The organism is Marinobacter sp. BW6, assembly GCF_008107725.1.
GTDB lineage: Bacteria > Pseudomonadota > Gammaproteobacteria > Pseudomonadales > Oleiphilaceae > Marinobacter.
In genome coordinates, this window is record NZ_VIRN01000064.1 from 945,487 (window position 1) to 963,363 (window position 17,877).

The 17,877-nt window shown below is 57.5% G+C and carries 18 protein-coding genes and 1 pseudogene; 5 read left to right on the forward strand and 14 right to left on the reverse strand.

The window, feature by feature from the left end:
• Positions 1 to 18: 18 nt before the first annotated feature.
• The gene (locus FMN52_RS12885; protein ID WP_148608993.1) at positions 19 to 1,371 is read left to right on the forward strand and encodes a hypothetical protein; all 1,353 of its coding nucleotides are present in this window, start codon (positions 19 to 21) and stop codon (positions 1,369 to 1,371) included.
• 24 nt (positions 1,372 to 1,395) lie between these two features.
• Here FMN52_RS12885 and FMN52_RS12890 read toward each other — a convergent pair whose 3' ends face one another.
• Together FMN52_RS12890 and FMN52_RS12895 are read right to left on the reverse strand one after the other, a co-directional pair.
• Positions 1,396 to 1,854: an EVE domain-containing protein gene (locus FMN52_RS12890; RefSeq protein WP_148608994.1), complete on the reverse strand. Its 459-nt coding sequence runs from the start codon at positions 1,852 to 1,854 to the stop codon at positions 1,396 to 1,398.
• Between the two features lie 101 nt (positions 1,855 to 1,955).
• Positions 1,956 to 3,317 carry a nitrate/nitrite transporter gene (locus FMN52_RS12895; protein ID WP_148608995.1) on the reverse strand — a complete coding sequence of 454 codons (1,362 nt, stop codon included), beginning with the start codon at positions 3,315 to 3,317 and terminating at the stop codon, positions 1,956 to 1,958.
• Between the two features lie 308 nt (positions 3,318 to 3,625).
• On the opposite strand from FMN52_RS12895, the gene FMN52_RS12900 reads away from it, so the two are divergent.
• Positions 3,626 to 4,087 (forward strand): universal stress protein, encoded by a 462-nt coding sequence (locus FMN52_RS12900; RefSeq protein WP_088828169.1) that lies wholly within the window; start codon positions 3,626 to 3,628, stop codon positions 4,085 to 4,087.
• 46 nt (positions 4,088 to 4,133) lie between these two features.
• Positions 4,134 to 5,633, forward strand: a complete 1,500-nt coding sequence (locus tag FMN52_RS12905) for an MFS transporter (RefSeq protein WP_148608996.1) — start codon at positions 4,134 to 4,136, stop codon at positions 5,631 to 5,633.
• A 106-nt stretch (positions 5,634 to 5,739) separates the two neighbouring features.
• On the opposite strand, the gene FMN52_RS12910 is transcribed toward FMN52_RS12905, so the two are convergent.
• The 3 genes from FMN52_RS12910 to FMN52_RS12920 all read right to left on the reverse strand — a co-directional run bounded on the left by FMN52_RS12910 (position 5,740) and on the right by FMN52_RS12920 (position 9,326).
• Entirely contained in the window at positions 5,740 to 6,156 is a 417-nt protein-coding gene (locus FMN52_RS12910) for a globin (RefSeq protein ID WP_148608997.1), read from the reverse strand.
• Positions 6,157 to 6,317: 161 nt separating this feature from the next.
• Positions 6,318 to 7,910 (reverse strand): antiporter, encoded by a 1,593-nt coding sequence (locus FMN52_RS12915; protein ID WP_148608998.1) that lies wholly within the window; start codon positions 7,908 to 7,910, stop codon positions 6,318 to 6,320.
• Positions 7,911 to 8,168: 258 nt separating this feature from the next.
• Complete coding sequence (locus FMN52_RS12920; protein ID WP_148608999.1) at positions 8,169 to 9,326, reverse strand: NnrS family protein; 1,158 nt, start codon at positions 9,324 to 9,326, stop codon at positions 8,169 to 8,171.
• A gap of 73 nt (positions 9,327 to 9,399) precedes the next feature.
• On the opposite strand from FMN52_RS12920, the gene FMN52_RS12925 reads away from it, so the two are divergent.
• A complete protein-coding gene (locus FMN52_RS12925) occupies positions 9,400 to 9,963 on the forward strand; it encodes a Yip1 family protein (RefSeq protein WP_148609000.1) in 564 nt (187 codons plus the stop codon).
• Here the strand turns inward: FMN52_RS12925 and FMN52_RS12930 are convergent, their stop codons facing one another.
• Positions 9,964 to 10,629 carry a hemolysin III family protein gene (locus tag FMN52_RS12930; protein WP_148609001.1) on the reverse strand — a complete coding sequence of 222 codons (666 nt, stop codon included), beginning with the start codon at positions 10,627 to 10,629 and terminating at the stop codon, positions 9,964 to 9,966.
• A 190-nt stretch (positions 10,630 to 10,819) separates the two neighbouring features.
• Between FMN52_RS12930 and wrbA the strand changes: the two genes are divergently transcribed.
• Entirely contained in the window at positions 10,820 to 11,419 is a 600-nt protein-coding gene (gene wrbA / locus FMN52_RS12935) for an NAD(P)H:quinone oxidoreductase (protein ID WP_148609002.1), read from the forward strand.
• Between the two features lie 94 nt (positions 11,420 to 11,513).
• Here wrbA and FMN52_RS12940 read toward each other — a convergent pair whose 3' ends face one another.
• From FMN52_RS12940 to FMN52_RS12975, 8 genes and pseudogenes are all read right to left on the reverse strand, one after another.
• Positions 11,514 to 12,221 (reverse strand): Crp/Fnr family transcriptional regulator, encoded by a 708-nt coding sequence (locus FMN52_RS12940; RefSeq protein ID WP_148609003.1) that lies wholly within the window; start codon positions 12,219 to 12,221, stop codon positions 11,514 to 11,516.
• Positions 12,222 to 12,322: 101 nt separating this feature from the next.
• Positions 12,323 to 13,819, reverse strand: a complete 1,497-nt coding sequence (locus FMN52_RS12945) for a nitrite reductase (protein WP_148609004.1) — start codon at positions 13,817 to 13,819, stop codon at positions 12,323 to 12,325.
• Positions 13,816 to 14,613 (reverse strand): annotated as a pseudogene (cobA, locus tag FMN52_RS12950) (uroporphyrinogen-III C-methyltransferase); the annotation flags it as partial. The gene FMN52_RS12945 and the pseudogene cobA, both read right to left, overlap by 4 nt.
• Positions 14,614 to 14,690: 77 nt before the next feature.
• Positions 14,691 to 15,887, reverse strand: coding sequence for a heme d1 biosynthesis radical SAM protein NirJ (gene nirJ, locus FMN52_RS12955; protein WP_148609006.1), 1,197 nt, complete (start codon positions 15,885 to 15,887; stop codon positions 14,691 to 14,693).
• Between the two features lie 13 nt (positions 15,888 to 15,900).
• Positions 15,901 to 16,416: an Lrp/AsnC family transcriptional regulator gene (locus tag FMN52_RS12960; RefSeq protein ID WP_148609007.1), complete on the reverse strand. Its 516-nt coding sequence runs from the start codon at positions 16,414 to 16,416 to the stop codon at positions 15,901 to 15,903.
• Positions 16,391 to 16,873 (reverse strand): Lrp/AsnC family transcriptional regulator, encoded by a 483-nt coding sequence (locus FMN52_RS12965; protein ID WP_148609008.1) that lies wholly within the window; start codon positions 16,871 to 16,873, stop codon positions 16,391 to 16,393. The genes FMN52_RS12960 and FMN52_RS12965 overlap by 26 nt, the downstream gene beginning before the upstream one ends.
• Positions 16,857 to 17,369, reverse strand: a complete 513-nt coding sequence (locus FMN52_RS12970; protein WP_148609753.1) for an Lrp/AsnC family transcriptional regulator — start codon at positions 17,367 to 17,369, stop codon at positions 16,857 to 16,859. Before FMN52_RS12970 ends, FMN52_RS12965 begins: the two co-directional genes overlap by 17 nt.
• 29 nt (positions 17,370 to 17,398) lie before the next feature.
• Positions 17,399 to 17,863: an AsnC family transcriptional regulator gene (locus FMN52_RS12975; RefSeq protein ID WP_148609009.1), complete on the reverse strand. Its 465-nt coding sequence runs from the start codon at positions 17,861 to 17,863 to the stop codon at positions 17,399 to 17,401.
• Between the last annotated feature and the right edge of the window lie 14 nt (positions 17,864 to 17,877).

Here is a 17,877-nt window from a genome sequence, read left to right on the forward strand (position 1 = left end):
AAAAGCGAGTGACATTCCATGGAAGATAGACCGGAGTTAGCCGGCTGGCGCTGGGGGCCGTTCACGTTCCGCGTGCCGTTTTACCACACGCGTCTGTGCTGGTCCGAGTTCCTGCAGGGGCTGTTTGTTTCGGCCGCCACAGGCCTGGCCCTGATCCCCGTGATGACGGCCTTCTTCGGCCTCAGTTTTGAAGAAGCGGTCGCATTGTCGATGATCCACGCCTCCCTGATTGCCTCGGCGGTGATCGTTTTCGGCGAGCCCTATGCGGGAGGCTGGATTACCCCGGCGTTGCCCCTGATCTTGGCGTTTGTGATAGGAGGTTACGAGGACCCGGTCAGCCGTTTCCAGGCAATGACCGCCTTGAGCCTGGTATTCGCTACCCTTGTGCTGTTTCTGGGGATCACCGGCCTGGGCCGGCGCTTCGTGATCTGGCTGCCCGATACCCTCAAGGCCGGCATTATCCTCGGAGCCTCGATTGCCGCACTCAAGCGGGTGTTCGTGGACGATGCCGAGCGCTTTCTGCTTGAACAGCCTATCGCTACCGGGCTTGCCTGCGCCATCTGCCTGATATTCACTTTCTCCATTCCGATGCAGAAGCTCAAGGAGCGCAGCCGGTTCTTCTTTATGCTGGGAGCCCTGGGCCTGCTGCCGGGCTTTCTGGCCGCGGCCATCGTCGGGCCCTTGGTTGGCGAGGTGAATTTCGATATTCAATGGGGAATCCTGGTGCCACCACTGGGCGAGGCCTTGGCAAAGGTTTCTCCGCTGGCCATTGGCTGGCCGTCCCAGGAGATGATTCTCCAGAGTATTCCGCTGGCACTGATTGCCTACATCATCCTGTTTGGCGATCTGGTCACCGGGAATGAAGTGTTGCGGGACGGCTTGAAGGTGCGCAAGGACGAGCATGTGGATATCAACCTCAACCGCACCCACTTTTCCCTGGCGATCCGTAACGCCATCATGGGCATTGTTGCCCCATTCTTTCCGACCCAGGGCGCGGTCTGGACCGGTGTTCACGTAATCGTGGTGCAGCGCTGGAAGCAGGGGCCAAAGGCCATGAACAGTCTCCACAGTGGCCTGGCCTCGTACTACCTGATGGGCCTGCCGTTTATCTTCTTCCTCCTGCCACTGCTGACCGGGCTCAAACCGCTGCTGGGGGTGGCACTGTCGCTGACTCTTGTGCTTACCGGCTTTGCCTGCGCCTATATTGCCATGTCGATCCCGAGGGACAATGCTTCCCGGGGCACGGTGGTTCTGATTGGCGCTGCTCTGGCATTCTTTGAGCCTTGGATGGGGCTGTTGATTGGCGTCGTGGCAACCCTGGCTCTGGTAGGCTGGGACCGGAGCCCGGATCCTATTCCTCACGATGAGTGACAAGCCGATGGCGGATGCCCTGTGTCAGCCAGCCTGGCTCAGGATTATCTGCCACTCTTCTTCACCGACAGGCATGACGGAAAGCCGGTTACCTTTGCGGACCAGAGGCAGGCTGTCCAGCCCGGCCATGGATTTCAGCTCATCCAGCGGGATCAGCCTTGGCAGGGTGCGGACATAGGCCATGTCCACGGCCTGCCAGCGCGGTTTTTCCTTTGTGCTCTTGGCGTCGTAGTAGGGCGATTCCGGGTCAAACTGGGTCGGATCGGGGTAGGCGCTGCGAACGACCTTCACAATGCCGGCAATCCCGATGTGCTTGCAGCTGGAGTGATAGAGGAAAACCTCGTCGCCTTCTGCCATGCGGGCCAGAAAATTCCGGGCCTGGTAGTTACGCACGCCGTCCCAGGGGATCACCCCGTCCGGGGCTTTGGCAAAATCCTCAATGCCACACTCCGCAGGTTCTGATTTAACCAGCCACTTGGTCATGATGTCCGCCCCCTGTCATCAAATCTGCCTCTTTACGAGCAGCGATTATACGAAAAGAGCCCCGTAGTGCGGGGCAACGAGGCGCAATCAATCCGGCGGCTTTATGATCGGCCGGCTGTCGGCGGAGGCGCCAGCGGCCCTTGGGGCTTTTTACGGTTTAACGGGTAAAACAGCTGTGGCGAGGCCAGTTCCGGCAAATCCGTTCTTTCCTCGTTGGCGGCCCACTCCACCCGCTCGGCAGAACGGATTGCATAGTGCATCCACGCCAGGGCAGCTGCAACGATCACAAACATCAGCATAAAGCAGCTCTGCCAGATGCCCGTAAGGTCGTTCAGCACACCGAAGGTCAATGGCAGGATAAATCCTCCAAGCCCGCCAATCATGCCAACCACACCGCCTACGGCGCCGACATGCATGGGGTAGTAAACCGGAATGTGTTTGTACACCGCTGCCTTGCCCAGGGACATAAAGAATCCGAGGATAAAGATCAGCGCCACGAACATGGGCAGGTTCATGGCCAGGGTAAAGCGGATATCACCATCAATTCCCTGAACGACGTAATCGGTGGGCGGATAGCTCAGCAGAAACGTGCACAGAACCGAAGCACCGAAGGTCCAGTACATCACCCGACGGGCGCCGAAACGGTCTGACATCCAGCCGCCGAGAATCCGGAACAGGGACGCAGGGATGGTGTAGAGCGCCGCAATGATGCCGGCGGTTTTGATGTCCAGGCCGTAGACGCCAATCAGGAAGTGCGGCAGCCAGAGCGCCAAAGCCACAAAGGCGCCGAACACGAAGAAGTAGTACAGGGCAAAGCGCCAGACCCTCAGCTCCCGCAGGGGTTCCATCTGCTCCAGGAAGGTTTTGGACGTGCTGCCAGCCCGCTCGGCGGCCATTGGGTCTTCCTTGGCCAGCAGGATGAAAATGACGCCCATAATCGCCAGCACCGTAGCGTAGATCTGCGCGGTGCTTTCCCAGCCGAATGCCACCAGCAGGAACGGGGCGCCGAAGTTGGTTACCGCTGCACCCACATTGCCCGCGCCAAAGATCCCCAGGGCCGTTCCCTGCCGCTCCGGTTCAAACCAGGCGGCTGTGTAGGCCACCCCCACGATAAAGGCACCACCGGCCAGGCCGACACCCAGAGCGCCTACCAGCAGCATGATGTAGGTCGTCGCGAAGGTGAGCAGGTATACGCAGGCGGCGGTAGTGAGCATCAAAATGCCGAATACCCAGCGGCCGCCGTAACGGTCCGTCCAGATGCCCAGAAACAGTCGGCTGATTGAGCCGGTAAGAATCGGGGTTGCCATCAGCAGTCCCAGCTGGGTATCCGACAGCCCGAGATCTTCGCTGATACGAATCCCGATGATGGAGAAAATGGTCCACACCGCAAAGCACAGGGTGAAGGCAAATGTGGATAGACCCAGCGCGCGATATTGCTCAGGTTTTGATGGGCTAATGGCCATTTTCCCCTCCGTTCAGATATCCATCAGGTGCTGTCTGAAAGCACGTCTTAAACCATATCAAAAACAGGGTTTTTCCATGCGGGGCATTGGAGGTACCTCCTGCTGGGTGCAGTGGTGGTAGGCAATCCGGGGTTTCTGGCGCTCAGGGGATAGACCCTTGATTTCTCTCGTGGGGTACGTGTTGCCAGGGTTGATTTACGTCAATTATGAGCGGCACCGGAGTGTGGGCTAATGCTGACAGATATCAATGGATGCCCCTTGAAATGACCTTTGAAAGGGCGCCGAAAACGCCCTCGGGAGAACCCAAAATGAAAATCATGATTGCCTACGATGGCTCGCGAAATGCCAGGTTGGCACTGGCTCAGACCATCACCATGTTTCGCGATCTCAAACCCGTCATCACTCTGGTTGCAGTTGCCGAGAATCCGCGGGACATCACCTCGGGAAACGAGGACATGTTCCAGGAAGAAGTGGCCGATCTGAAAAAGCACATTGCCGAGGCCATGGAGGTTTGTGAGCAGGAACAGGTCTCCGCCGAAAACATGCTTCTGGAGGGCGACGCCCGAAAGATGCTGCTGTTCGCAGCGGAGAAAAAGGTTCATCCGGACATGCTCGTTATCGCACGCCACAGCCACGAGCCCGACGGCGGCTTCATTGCCCGCTCACTGACCTATTTCGTGGACGAACTGGATTACATGACCTTCGGTAGCGTGAGTTCCTTCCTCGCCCGCCGCATCCAGTGCCCACTTCTTATTCTGCCCAGCCGTTGAGTCTGGCCATAACCGTTTCTGTACCTGAAAGCCCAGGGAGGCTGACATGAAAGTCGCAGACGTTTTCCACGTCAAGAATCCGGAAGTCAGGGCACTGCACCTGACCTGGATCGCATTCTTTATCACGTTCTACGTGTGGTTCAACATGGCACCGCTGGCATCGAGCATGCTCAAGAGCGTCGACTGGCTGACCGCCGATGACCTCCGCCTCTTCGCCATCTGTAATGTGGCATTAACCATTCCTGCCCGGATCATCGTGGGCATGGCCCTGGACCGTTTTGGTCCCCGTCGTGTGTTTTCCGTACTGATGGTCCTGATGTCCATCCCGGCCCTGGTGTTTGCCTTTGGTAACACCATGACCCAGCTCCTGGTCAGCCGTCTGGTGCTCAGCTCCATCGGTGCCAGCTTTGTGGTGGGTATCCACATGACCGCCATGTGGTTCAAGCCGAAAGACATCGGCTTTGCTGAAGGCTTCTATGCCGGTTGGGGCAATTTCGGCTCTGCCGCTGCGGCGATAACATTGCCAACTATTGCACTGCACATGTACGGCGGTGAGGACGGCTGGCGCTGGGCCATCGCCCAGAGCGCAATCGTTATGGCGGCCTATGGTGTGTACTACTGGTTTGCGATTACCGACGGCCCGGCGGGCACCGTCCATCGCAAGCCGCGCAAGGCCGTGGCACTGGAAGTCAGCAGCTGGGGCGACATGATCAAGCTGATCCTCTGGACCATTCCCCTGGTGGGCGTTCTGGGCATTCTGGTATGGCGCATCGAGAACATGGGGTATCTGAGTGCTACCGGAGCCGTTATCTGTTACGCCGTGATCGTGGCCATTGTCTGCTATCAGATTATCCAGATTCTGCGGGTTAATGTTCCCTTGCTGAAACAGGGTGTGCCCGAAGACGACAAGTACCCGTTTAACAGCGTGGCAGCTCTGAACAGCACTTACTTCGCCAACTTTGGTGCCGAGCTGGCGGTGGTGTCCATGCTGCCGATGTTCTTCGAGGAAACCTGGAGCCTGAGCGCGACCGCAGCCGGCCTTATCGCTGCCTCCTTCGCTTTCGTGAACCTGGTGGCACGTCCGATGGGTGGCCTGGTTTCAGACCGCATGGGCAACCGCCGGTTTGTGATGCTCAGCTACATGTTCGGCATCTCGGTGGGCTTCGCGCTCATGGGCCTGATGAACTCCAACTGGCCGTTGATTATTGCCGTGGGCATTACTGTATTCACCTCGTTCTTCGTGCAGGGTGCCGAGGGCGCAACCTTTGGTATTATCCCCTCCATCAAGCGGCGCCTGACCGGCCAGATTTCCGGTATGGCGGGCGCTTATGGCAACGTGGGTGCGGTGGTATACCTGACCATCTTCACCTTCGTAACTCCGACCCAGTTCTTCTACATCATTGCCGGTGGCGCGTTTATCAGCTGGTTGCTGTGCATCATGTGGCTGAAAGAGCCGGAGTCAGGGTTTGCTGACGAATACCAAGTGTCTTCTGTGGATCTCCAGATTGAAGCCGAAGAGCGTCGCCGGCAGGCTGCTACCAGCTGATCCACCGCCGTTGACGAAAAGGCCGCCGAGGCATAGCCCGGCGGCCTTTTTTCGTTTGTAAGGAGAGTCTTTCGGGGATCACTTCTGATCTGATGCTTACCTCAGATCAGAAGTGATCGTATCCGAACTTCATATAGGTGATTCCGGGGCTCAGCACCAACCTCCAGGCCAGTTCGATATCATCACTGCACTCCCAGTCATAGGTTCTTACAGTGTCCGTCAGGCAGTCGAGCCAGAGATCGTATAGGTGGGGTTTGATACTGAGATGGCGGGCACTGTGCAGGCATGCAATTCGATGGAGGACATCGTCAACGTTGCCGCTGGCGTAGAACGCCACGAGGCTGAAAAAAGATTTCTTCAGCATACTTCGCTGGACTGCCATATTGGTGTTGCGAAACAGTGCCCGGACCTCCGGCGAAGACATCAGGAACCGGCGGTAGAAGGCTTCAAAGAAGTCAGGGGTTTCGGATGGGGTCTGAAGGACGCGTTCGTAGCTTGCGTCAAAGAGCTCTTCGAAGGACATGGCAGGCTCCCTGATTCTGTCAGGTTGTAATCAATTATTTTAAATCTAGCATTTGCCGGCGAGTGCGTCATTCGCGATAGGTAGGGAGAAGCCTTTGATGAGGAGCAGGCACAAAAAAGCCGGCGTCCTGAACGGACGCCGGCTGTCGTATGAACCCAGTATCAGGGGTTTTTTATGTATGCATTCTTGCGCAGGTAGAACCACCAGTTAACTACCAGGCAGAGCGCGTAGAACACCGCAAACCCGTACATGGCCACTTCCGGAGTGCCGGCCTGGATTTCCTGGCCCATCACCCGAGGGGCGATAAACGCACCGTAGGCGGCAACCGCGGAGGTCCAGCCCAGAACCGGGCCTTTCTGCTGCTGGTTGAAGATGAAGCCGATGCTGCGGAAGGTGGAGCCGTTACCGATACCACTGGCCGCAAACATGATGATGAACAGGATCAGGAACGGCGCAAAGTAGGTGTTCGGATCGGTGGAGTTGTAGGCCAGCATCATCACATAGCCGGTCGCCACGGAGGCTGCGACCATCACAACCGAGATGATCTGGGTAACGATGGATCCGCCCACCTTGTCGGAAATCCAGCCGCCCACGGGACGAATCAGGGCGCCCACAAACGGTCCCATCCAGGCCCAGGTAAGTGCGCTCGGCGCATCCGGGTTAACCACACGGGTTACGGTGCCATCGGCCGCCACTTCCATCATGTTGCCGAAGATAACGCTGATAGACAGCGGCAGGGCAGCGGAGAAGCCGATGAAAGAGCCGAAGGTCAGGATGTAGAGCACGGTCATGGACCAGGTGTGCTTGTTGCTGAAGATGGCAAACTGGTTCTGGATATTGGGCTTGATGTCGCCCGGGATCAGTCGCAGCAGAATCAGCGTGAGCACGATGGTCAGGGGGAGGGCCAGCCACATGTTCAGTACGCTGAGGGCCCAGACGCCTGCGATAGAGGCGAGAATGCCTACACCATAGAGTCCCAGAATCTTGCCGAAGGCCGAGAGCGGGTTGCCCGGATTGGGAGTAACCACTTTCAGGTTATTCATGCCAAACCAGCCGGCAAACGCCAGGGGAATCAGAAACACCAACCAGATAAACCCGGCGTTCTGGATCCAGGTGTCGGTGCCCGCTTCGATGCGGCCAATCAGGGTGCCACTCGGGCTTTGCAGCTGCATCGGGTCGCCGGCGAGGGCGCCGAAGATACCCACGGTCATTACCAGTGGGATGACCACTTGCATGGTAGTGACGCCGAAGTTACCGAGACCGGCGTTCATGCCCAGGCCATAGCCCTGTTTGCTTTTCGGATAGAAGGTGCTGATGTTGCTCATGGAGCAGGCAAAGTTACCGCCACCGATACCGGAGAGTAGCGCCAGGGCCTGGAACACGATAAACGGTGTGTCGGGGTTCATCAGGGCGATGCCGGTACCGGCAGCAGGAATCATCAGCAGGGCGGTGGTCAGGAACACCGTGTTTCGCCCGCCGGCAATCTTGATCATGAACGAGGCCGGGATCCGCAAGGTGGCGCCAGACAGGCCGGCAATCGCAGATAGGGTAAACAGCTGATCAATGGTGAATGGAAACCCCAGGTTCTTCATCTGGGTGGTGATCATTCCCCACATCAGCCAGACGGCAAAGCCCATCAGCAGGCTGGGAATGGAAATCCACAGGTTGCGGGAGGCAATGCGCTTGCCCTCCCGCTCCCAGAATTCTTCGCTTTCGACATCCCAGTGTTCGATGTCGGCATTGGTTTTGGCCATGATTTTGACTCCCTCGGTTAACGTGCCCCTGGCCCCATTTCTGGTGGCATCCGGGTTTCTCGACACCATTGTGCAAAGCGAGGCGGGGAGGGATTCTTGATATTCATCAAGGACAAAATGACGTGTCAGTTGGTCGGTTTTTCGATGAAAGGCCCGGCGCATTTTTGTGCGTTAAAATTCAATAAAAACAATTGGATGCGATAGTGATATTCCGAAATGGGTAGGTGTTCGGGAGGCTGGCGCAGTGGAGGTAGCCAATCATTTCCGGCGGTTCTGGCCAGGCTGGAACAGCAAAACCACCTGCAGCGCCACAAAACCATAGAGGCAGGACCAGATAGCCGCTGACAACCAAAGTGCAGCCGGTTCAAGGAAGGGTGTGTTCCCCGCATGGAGTCGGGCGATTGCGGCAACGGTCATGCCGGAGGCAATGCCAACAACCTGCCAAGTGGGTGGTGCCATTCGTCTGGCTCGCTGCCAGGCCAGTCGCAGCATGACACTGGTGGACAGAGTTCCAAGGGCACCGATCGTAATCAGGTGCATGGGCGGGACGGGGTCGCTTTCCTTCAGGAGGCTTAACCCGCTTGCCCCCGCGCCTACAGCAAGCCAGAAGTAACCAAGTGTTAGGACCAATAGGTCCGGTCGGTTTCGGCAATGCCAGAGTTTCCAGCGAACAGCACGAACCACAATCAGAAAAGCCGCAACCAGCAATAATACCCCGACTCCCGGGGCCGCGACTGGCAGAAAGCTGAGCAGCAGTGCCAGCAGCAAGGTGGCCAGAAGAGTTCCCTCAACATGTGGTTGAACCCGGGCCTCAAGGGTAATGCCTTGTTTCTCCAGCGTGCCGGCCACTGCCGGTGCGATGATTCGCCCCCCGATAAACGTCATCAGAAGCAGCAAACCGACAATGCCGGTTATCAGTACCTGGCGGCTATCGGGTAGCGCCGGTGTACTTGCGGCCAGTGTGTTGCTGGCAAGCCAGAAAACGACCGACAACAGGCAAAGAAGCAGAATCAACGGGCCAACAATCCGGTTGCGCCACTTTTTGGCAGCCTGAAATCTCGGGACCGAGTAGCGCGCCAGCAAGAGGGCAAAAGCCGGGCTTAACAGTTGGGCAGCAAGACTTTCCGGGGCAAGAATCCAGCTGACCCTCGCGAGTACCCAAAGCACAAAGAGTGTAGTGAGTAGCCGGTGTGGCTGCGGCCCAAGCGTGTAGCCCGCGATGAGCGCCAGGGCGAATCCGAATATCAATTCATGGCCGTGTCCTGCACCCAATAAACCTGGCGGCCAGCCTGTCCCGGACAGCACACTGTAAATCGACAGTGGAACCGTTAATGCGGCCAATAGTGATGCGGCCGGGAAAAACAGCCAGAACGCATGAATGTTCTTTCGTGGCATGCCCGAGTTGTCCGAAGTCATCTCGTGTCCTTGACCCGTCGGCGTACCGAAACTATCAGTAAAAATAACGCGGGATACATTTTAAAGGTGCATCATGAATATTACACAATTTGCCCGTCTACCATTTTCCGGTAATGGTGCCTGGTCCGAGTTGCGGCGCCTTGAACTGTCCATTCCGTTTCTGGCGTGGGTGGTGGTAGTGCCGATGTCGTTTCTGCCGCCGGTGCTGCTCTACTATGCCGGCACGCATTACGGAGACGCCTTCATGCAGGGATTCGGAGACAGGGAGTGGCGGTTTATCACCACTATCCTTTTCCTGGCGGAGTTACTCACGTTCTTCGTGATGGGCTGGCTGATTCACGCCGTCATGGGCAGCCATCAACTGAAAATCAGTTATCAGGATGCCTATTTGCTGGCTGCAATTGCGCCGCTACCGCTCTGGCTTTCATCACTGGCGCTGCTAGTGCCGGTGCTGGCAGTAAGCGTTGTGGCGGTGTTTGCCGCCTTGTTCCTGTCCTGTGCGCTGGTCTACCAGGGCGTTCGCTCATTGTGCGAGCGAAGCGATAACGATGTGGTGGTTATGTCCGCCACCTACACCGTTATGTCGGCGTCTTTGCTGGCATGGGGCATGCTGATGGCGATGGTTTGGGCGTTCTGATCAGACCGTATGGGGCAGGACGCCAAAATAGATAGCACTGAAGTGGCAGGCGCTGCCGCCGATTACGAACAGGTGCCAGATCGCATGCATATAAGGTATGCGGTCTGCCAGGTAGAAGGCGACACCGGCGGTGTACACAATGCCGCCGGCGATCGTCAGGTTGAGGGCTGTCTCACTCAGGTTGGCTACAAGATCGGAGGAGGCGAACGTGATCAGCCAGCCCATGGCGACATAGATGCCAACCCTGGCGAGTTTGAAGCGATTTTTGAAAATAACCTTCAGCACCACGCCTGTGATCGCCAGTGACCAGATTACTGCGAACAGTGTCCAGCCTACGGTTCCGCGCATGTTCACAAGCAGGAACGGTGTATAGGTACCGGCAATCAGCAGAAAAATCGCGCAATGATCAAGGGTTTTGAACGCCCTTTTCAGTTCCGGCCGTCGGGCACTGTGATACAGGGCAGAGGCCAGGTAGAGCAGGATCAGGGACGCGCCGAAAATACTGAAACTGACAATCTTCCAGGCATCTCCTAACTGGCTGGCGCCAATGATCAAGGCTGCGGTGCCGATAACGCTTAGGATGGCGCCGAGCCCATGGGTGGCGCTGTTCAGCCATTCCTCTATGCGGTGATGAACATTCTGTGTTGGGGATGTGGTTGATGTCATTGGAGCGTCTTCCTCATATTCCATGGCCACAAAATACTTGAGCGTACACGTGTACGCAATGGCCGATAGTGACCATCCCCTGAGGCTGTTCAGAAAAACTGAATAACCTGTCGGAAAACTTCCGATTTCTCTCGAGTCTGCCACTGGTTAGCATGCCGGTATCAGATCAAAGACAAAGGAGGTTCTCCCGATGGCAAAAGTACTTGTGCTCTATTACTCCATGTATGGTCATATCGAGACAATGGCAAACACCATTGCCCTGGGTGCCAAGGATGTGGACGGTGCTGACGTGACGGTCAAACGCGTACCGGAGACCATGGCAGACCAGGCGTTCCTGGGTGCCGGTGGTAAGGCCGACCAGGAAGCTCCAGTGGCCGATCCGAAAGAGTTGGCAGATTACGACGCGGTGATTTTCGGCACGCCAACCCGGTTCGGAAACATGGCCGGTCAGATGCGTACCTTCCTCGATCAGACCGGCGGTTTGTGGGCCGAAGGCAAGCTTCACGGCAAGGTGGCCAGCGTGTTTACTTCTACTGGCACCGGTGGCGGTCAAGAACACACCATTAGCTCATTCTGGACCACTTTGGCCCACCACGGCATGGTAATTGTGCCTCTGGGTTACGGAATTCCGGAGTTCTTCGATATCTCGGAAGTGAATGGCGGAACACCCTACGGAGCGTCAACGATCGCTGGTGGGGATGGCTCACGGCAACCCAGCGAGAAGGAATTGGCGATTGCCCGCTTCCAGGGTAAGCATGTTGCCGAGTTGGCGGTAAAACTGCACGGCTGAATTTGAGGTATTAACAAAGCGTTGAGCGTTTTCCAGGGCAGCAGGCGAGAGCTTGCTGCCCTTTTTTATGTTGTACCCAGCTTTTTATCTGAGTTCACGGACGATGATTTGAGGCCCCGGTTTTCAGCCTGGAGAAGGTTGCCGGCACAACACCGAGCCAGGACGCCAGTTGATTATCCGGCACCCGTTTGACCAGCTCCGGGTATTCCTCAAGCAATAACTTGTAACGGTCCCGTGCCGGCAGGGTGTGCTTGCGGAACTCTCTCATGCTGGTCAGCTCTGCGATTTCCTCAGTCAGGGCAAGGGCGAACTGGGGCCAGAGTCCTTCTCCGTGCGACTGGATAGCGGACCGGAATGCAGCGAAGTCAGCAACCCAGGCCGTTACCGGCGTTACTGAGGTCAGGCAAAGGGTGTTTCGTACGGTTCGGCTACGGCCAAAAACCGGCCAGACCATATCCCCTTCGGAAAAGAAGTGGTGGACGGACACCTTGCCGCTGGGTGCTTCCCGGAACAGCCGAAGTATGCCGTACTGAACCAGATAAACGTTTGCCCAGGGCGTGTCGTGTTTTTCCAGCGCGGTTTCGGGGTCAACCCTGCGAAGGTGAAACAAGCGGGCGAGGTCTGCCAGAAACCGTGCGTCCGGATCATTCTCGTGCCCTGCCAGGCGAATACCGAAGACCCGGCTGAGACCATTCAGCAGGGCGGCTGACTCAGGTGCGGCATCCTGCTGGATAATCTCGGGGTTGTTTTCTCCCAACATGCACGGGGCGGAGGAAACGTCTGGCCTGAAGATGCTGTTCATTGCGTTGACCCTGTTACGAGTGTCAGGTCAATTATGGTATCAGAGAAGCATCTTTAGAAATGACTTAAATCATTAAGGCTTTTTCACTGAGTCGATAACAATCAATGACTGGTTCCCTCTTCGTAGTTGATCTTGTTCCAGACGTTATATTTGCCGGAGGGTTTGTTCATGGGAATTCGTTTCTCTTCCTCCAAGGTATCTGCGTCGTAGACAATGACGGCGCCATCCTTATCCCAGACGCTCAGTAGAAGCTTTTCACCGTATCGGTCGAATTCGACATGGGCAGCGACCTTGCCTGGGGCGGGTTGAAGGGTTTTGACGATTTCCAGGGTCTGCTTGTCGATGACGTGGACCTTGTCTTTGTTCGGGCCAAAGAATACATCCACCCATGCGTAGCGTGAGTTTTCGTGGCTGCGCATGAAGAAGCCGGGGCCGTCGGTTTCCAGGGTTTTGATCACTTCCCAGTTGTCCATGTCGATAATAGAAACGGCGCCAGTTCGGAAGTGCGGGGTGGCCATGACCCGTTTGCCATGGTAATCCCAGGTTATACCCGAGCCCAGGTGCGGCATTCCTGGTAGGGGCAGCTCAGCGATGGTAGTGCCAGTATCCAGGTTGATCACCAGGCCGTGCTTTCCGTCCCTGGCGGCACCAATAAGGTGGTCATATCGGGGGTCGAAAAAGAAGTCGTCTAACCAGGTGTCGGTTTGCATCCTGCGAACGTTGGCCTCGCCATCGTTTACGGTGATTTCCCAGGCTTCAGGGATGTCCTTCAGGGCGGCAATGAAGCTGTCCCGGGGTGGAGCCGCATACACGGCGCTGACCCGTGAGCTTTCGCCTGCGCCGTTTTCCACCGGGATGATGTCCATGACTTCGAGGTTGTTGGCGTCGAAAAGAACCAGGGTGTGGGGCAGATAATTGGCAGCCATAACGTGGTCGCCATCGGCCGAAATGGCGATGTTCCGCATGTTGATACCGGCGCGTACTTCGGCGACTACTTTCAGGTTGTACAAGTCGTATTTGGTTATCCAGCCGTCTCGTGAGCCAAAGTAGACGTAACGGCCGTCAGGACTGTATTTCGGTCCGCCATGAAGGGCGTAACGGCTCGGGAAGCGGTGGATGGGTTCCATCCTGTCGCCGTCGAGAAGGGTAACGTGATGATCGCCGATTTCCACCACCAGAAACAGGTTCATCATGTCGGCTTGGTAAGCCGGCTTGTCGGGCAGAGTACCTTGTGGGTGGGGCAGTAAATGGCTGCCCAGAATTTCGGTCCGGCCCCAGGTCGGCGGGCTGGCTGGCGGTCGGTAAATAAAATCGGCCAGTGCTGTTATGGATTCCTTGTCGAGAACATCGGCAAAGGCCGGCATCTGGGTGGCGGGCCGGCCGTTACTAATGGCGTCCTCGGCCTGCGGCTTTTTCAGCCGTGACAGATTATCCGGCAGCAGGGCCGGGCCCATGCCACCAAGACGATCCTGGCCATGGCAACTGGCGCAGTGTTGCTGGTACAGCCACTCCGTTTCCGGTGAGGGTGTCGCCTGTATCGAGGCTGGCATCAGCAGACTGAAGGCCATAATCAGTCGGGTGATATTGTGAATCGTCATGCCGGCCGACCTCCCGCACTGGCTGCAGTGGCCTCGGGCTGGCTTATGTACCAGCCGGCTGCAGTTGGTTGTGCCAGTTTCTCTGCCAGCCGGACAACGTCACCAACAATGATCAGCGTCGGAGGCTGGAAGCCTTCACGAGCGATGGTAGCCTCGAGATCCAGCAGCGTTGTTACCGCCATGTGCTGTTGTGGCGTTGTTCCGCGTTCCACAAGAGCCACGGGGCAGTCACCCGGCAAACCATGGGCAATGAGTTCCCTGACAATGGTGGGGGCGTTGTGGAGTCCCATGTAGAACACCCGGGTCTGGCCGGGCGCCGCCAGTACACGCCAGTTCAGTTCCAGGGACTGGTCGGCCTTGCGGTGGCCTGTTACGAAGGTGACGCTCTGGGAGTAATCCCGGTGCGTCAGCGGTATGCCGCAGTAGGAAGCGCAACCGGCGGCGGAAGTTATGCCGGGTACCACCTGGAAGTCGATATGATTATCCACCAGGAACTCCGCTTCCTCGCCACCACGGCCGAAGATGTAAGGGTCCCCGCCTTTCAGCCGGACCACCCGGCGTTGTTTGACTGCCAGCTGCACCAGCAATTCATTGGTGTCTTCCTGTGGAACGTAATGACACCCGCTCGCCTTGCCAACGTGAATGCGTTCGGCCGCCGGGTTCACCAGTTCCATAATCTGGGGCGAAACCAGGCGGTCGTACACAATGGCATCGGCTTGCTTTATCAGCATCAGGGCCCGCAGGGTCAGAAGTCCGGGGTCTCCCGGACCTGCTCCAACGATGGCTACCTCTCCTGCCCGTAAGGGTTGTTCCGCCAACTGGAACTCCACCAGGCACTTCTTCCTTTGGCTGGTTGTCATGATGCTTGTCCTTACAGGTTATGAACCGGAATCTCGATGACTGGCGCGGCAACCCGCCGGGGCATGTCGAGCACACCGATTTCTTCATTGGTGAGGTAACAGCCAGGGTCCTCTTCCCAGAAGTCACCGGAAATGTTGTAGGCCCGAACCCGGGTGTTGCCATTGCAGATGGCCAGGTACCGGCAGTCAGCGCAGCGTCCCTTGACGGGGCGTGGGTTCTGGCGAAAGCCTGTCATCAGTGAGTCACTGGCTTCTGACCAGATCCGGGAGAACGGTGTGTTCCGGACATTGCCCAGGTTGTAGTCCCACCAGAAAGTGTCTGGGTGAACCTCGCCGAGATTGTCGATATTGGAAATGTTGACGCCGGAGGCGTTGCCCCCCCAATACCTCAGCCGTTGTTCCAGGGCTGGAACCTGATCGGGGTAGTTTTCTTGGGCCCATTGCAGAAGGAAGGGGCCATCGGCGTCGTTGTTGCCGGTGACGTATTCCCGTTCGATGCCGCGTTTGAGTTCCTCGTGGCAATGGTTGAACAGAAGAGTCATGGCGTCGCGGGTCATGTCGTACCAGGCATCCCGCTTACGATTGCGGCCGCCACGGCCGGAATAGTTCAGGTGCGACAGGTAGAACTTGTCGATATCGTGTTCGTCCAGCAGCTTGAGCATGTCGGGCAGCTGGGGGAAATTGTCCTGAGTGAGCGTGAAGCGAAGGCCTACTTTGATCCCCGCGTTCTTACACAGCTCAACGGCCTTCATGGAGGCCGCGAAGGCGCCTTTTTTCTGGCGGAACTCGTCGTGGGTCTGTTCAAGTCCATCAATACTGATGCCCACGTAGTCGTAGCCGGCCTCGGCGATCTGCTGGATATTATCTTCCGTGATCAACGTGCCATTGGTGGAAAGGCCGACATAGAAGCCCAAAGCTTTGGCACGGTGAGAGATGTCGAAGATATCCGGGCGCATCAGCGGCTCGCCGCCAGACAGGATCAGCACCGGCACGCCGAAGGCCTTCAGGTCGTCCATCACGGTGTAGACCTCATCGGTACTCAATTCGCCCTTGAAATCCACATCGGCGGAGATGGAATAGCAGTGTTTGCAGGTCAGGTTGCAGCGGCGAATCAGATTCCAGATTACGACCGGGCCTGTCGGTTTCGGAACCGGGCGCACAGGAGCCGGATTCATCAGGCTCTTGATGTAGCGGGTCATTCTGAACATGGTGCTCCCTCTCTTATGATTTCCGCAGCCGCAGACCGGTTTTTTTAAGGATGGCCGAGCTGTAAAGAATGGTGTGGCCTTCGCAGGTGTCTCCGAGCAAGTCGTGAATCTGCGAAGCCTTGTCTTCGACTTCTTCACGGCTGATGCCGTGAACCATGGCGAACAGGTTGTAGGTCCAGTTGGGCAGGTGCCGCGGGCGTCGGTAGCAGTGGCTGACGAAAGGCAGTTCACCCACCTGAAGGCCCATGTCGGTGATGGCGTCGTCGCGGACATCCCAGACCGTCATGCCATTGAAGCGGTAACCCAGCCGGTAGTGGTCGGGCACCGCGGCCACCCGCCGGATAACGCCGGCGTTCTGCATGCGCTGGAAGCGGGCCAGAACCTCGTCTGCGGGCAATCCCAGTTGTTCGCCCAAAGCTCCCCACGGGTCCGTTGCCAGGGGCAAACCGCCCTGTGTGGCCAGGATCAGTTTCCGGTCCAGCGCGCAGAGCACGTAGCTTTGGTCAGACCGGGAAGTGGAGATGGACATGGAACTCTTCCTCCTTGGGCATGTTGTAAACGCGATAGCCCGTCGCGGATTCAATTGCGGCGATAACCCGGGCTATGTCGTCCGGCGCTTCCGTTGCCAGGACAAACCACATGTTCAGTTCATGCTCTCTGCGGTAGTTGTGGGCCACTTCCTCAAAGGCGTTAACCTTCGCGGTGATGCGGTCAAAGTCCTGTTGGGGAACGCGCATGGCAGCCAGAGTCAGCCCGCCCCCCATTTCGCCGGCGTGGAACATGGGGCCGAAGCGTCTGAGAATGTTTCGGTCCAGCAGATCCTGCAGGGTGTTCAGAACCTCTTCCTCGGCCACGCCCAGCTCATCGGCTACTGCTGCATAAGGGGAATGCACCAGAGGCAGCCCCGTTTGCAGCCGGTTAATCACAGCCCGCTCCACCTCAGTAAATTCGGGCGTTGTCGCCAGGCTCTCAGTCATGGCTGACATAACGGCCTCCTCTCTGCCGGTAGGCTTTGGTACTGAACAGCACGGCATGGGGTGTCTGTTCCAGCCCCTGCTCGGCAATCAGCGTTGCCAGCTGGTTCATTACCCGTTGCCGGTCAACGCCGTGGATCATGCAAAACAGGTTGTAGGGCCAGTCAGGGAGCCGGCGAGGGCGCTGGTAGCAGAGCGTGATATACGATGTGTGAGCCAGTGCCTGGCCCAGCGCCTGTACGTGGTCGTCAGGCACATCCCACACCACCATGGCATTGGCGGTGTAACCGAGCGTCCGGTGCCGGACAACCAGCCCGAATCGTTTGATGAGCCCGTGGGCCTGCCACTGTCTGATTGCGGTCATCACCTCGTGCTCCGACAAACCGGTCTTTTCAGCCAGAATCTCATAGGGCTTTGGTGTCAGTGGAAGGCCGAGTTCCAGCTGCCGCCGAAGCCGCAACAAACCCCAGGCACTAACAGGACCGGCTGAGGCGATTTCCGGCACCATTGCCAGACTTTCCGGGCAGTGGTGAAGGGTCACGGCAGTGCCTCCCAGTCAATCGGGAAGCCAAGATCGATGTGGTAGGCCTCGACCATGGGTAAGCGAAGCATGGGAAGTCTGAGTTGGTGTTCCAGTTCGTCGAGCCGTTCTTCCAGGGTCTCTTCGTCAGGTGCGGTCATGACAAACCAGAGATTGTAGGTGTGCTCGCGTGCGTAGTTGTGATTCACGCCGGGAGCACGGTTTACCCGGGCAGCGACCAGATCCAGCTGTTCCTCTGGTGCCGCCACGGCAGCCAGCAGACTTGCGCCCGCCCGGCTGTGTTCGAAAACCGGTCCGACCCGGCTGAGAACCTGACTAGCCTGAAGCGAATGCAGTCGCTCAATGACGTCCTCCTCGGCAATGCCCAGTTGTCGGGACATTGCCTGATAGGGCCTTTCACACACGGGCAGATCCCGCTGGAAAAGGTTGATCAGGTGTCTGTCAGTGCTATCCAGTCTCATCATCATTCTCCTCC

What these genes read in the sequence shown, in the direction of transcription:
- FMN52_RS12960 (WP_148609007.1), bottom strand. Translation starts at nt 16,416, where the DNA reads ATGTCCATCTCCACTTCCCGGTCTGACCAAAGCTACGTGCTCTGCGCG.
- FMN52_RS12930 (WP_148609001.1), bottom strand. Translation starts at nt 10,629, where the DNA reads ATGACATCAACCACATCCCCAACACAGAATGTTCATCACCGCATAGAG.
- nirJ (WP_148609006.1), bottom strand. Translation starts at nt 15,887, where the DNA reads ATGTTCAGAATGACCCGCTACATCAAGAGCCTGATGAATCCGGCTCCT.
- wrbA (WP_148609002.1), top strand. Translation starts at nt 10,820, where the DNA reads ATGGCAAAAGTACTTGTGCTCTATTACTCCATGTATGGTCATATCGAG.
- FMN52_RS12890 (WP_148608994.1), bottom strand. Translation starts at nt 1,854, where the DNA reads ATGACCAAGTGGCTGGTTAAATCAGAACCTGCGGAGTGTGGCATTGAG.
- FMN52_RS12940 (WP_148609003.1), bottom strand. Translation starts at nt 12,221, where the DNA reads ATGAACAGCATCTTCAGGCCAGACGTTTCCTCCGCCCCGTGCATGTTG.
- FMN52_RS12920 (WP_148608999.1), bottom strand. Translation starts at nt 9,326, where the DNA reads ATGACTTCGGACAACTCGGGCATGCCACGAAAGAACATTCATGCGTTC.
- FMN52_RS12905 (WP_148608996.1), top strand. Translation starts at nt 4,134, where the DNA reads ATGAAAGTCGCAGACGTTTTCCACGTCAAGAATCCGGAAGTCAGGGCA.
- FMN52_RS12885 (WP_148608993.1), top strand. Translation starts at nt 19, where the DNA reads ATGGAAGATAGACCGGAGTTAGCCGGCTGGCGCTGGGGGCCGTTCACG.
- FMN52_RS12965 (WP_148609008.1), bottom strand. Translation starts at nt 16,873, where the DNA reads ATGTCAGCCATGACTGAGAGCCTGGCGACAACGCCCGAATTTACTGAG.
- FMN52_RS12900 (WP_088828169.1), top strand. Translation starts at nt 3,626, where the DNA reads ATGAAAATCATGATTGCCTACGATGGCTCGCGAAATGCCAGGTTGGCA.
- FMN52_RS12895 (WP_148608995.1), bottom strand. Translation starts at nt 3,317, where the DNA reads ATGGCCATTAGCCCATCAAAACCTGAGCAATATCGCGCGCTGGGTCTA.
- FMN52_RS12945 (WP_148609004.1), bottom strand. Translation starts at nt 13,819, where the DNA reads ATGACGATTCACAATATCACCCGACTGATTATGGCCTTCAGTCTGCTG.
- FMN52_RS12910 (WP_148608997.1), bottom strand. Translation starts at nt 6,156, where the DNA reads ATGTCCTTCGAAGAGCTCTTTGACGCAAGCTACGAACGCGTCCTTCAG.
- FMN52_RS12915 (WP_148608998.1), bottom strand. Translation starts at nt 7,910, where the DNA reads ATGGCCAAAACCAATGCCGACATCGAACACTGGGATGTCGAAAGCGAA.
- FMN52_RS12975 (WP_148609009.1), bottom strand. Translation starts at nt 17,863, where the DNA reads ATGAGACTGGATAGCACTGACAGACACCTGATCAACCTTTTCCAGCGG.
- FMN52_RS12925 (WP_148609000.1), top strand. Translation starts at nt 9,400, where the DNA reads ATGAATATTACACAATTTGCCCGTCTACCATTTTCCGGTAATGGTGCC.
- FMN52_RS12970 (WP_148609753.1), bottom strand. Translation starts at nt 17,369, where the DNA reads ATGGTGCCGGAAATCGCCTCAGCCGGTCCTGTTAGTGCCTGGGGTTTG.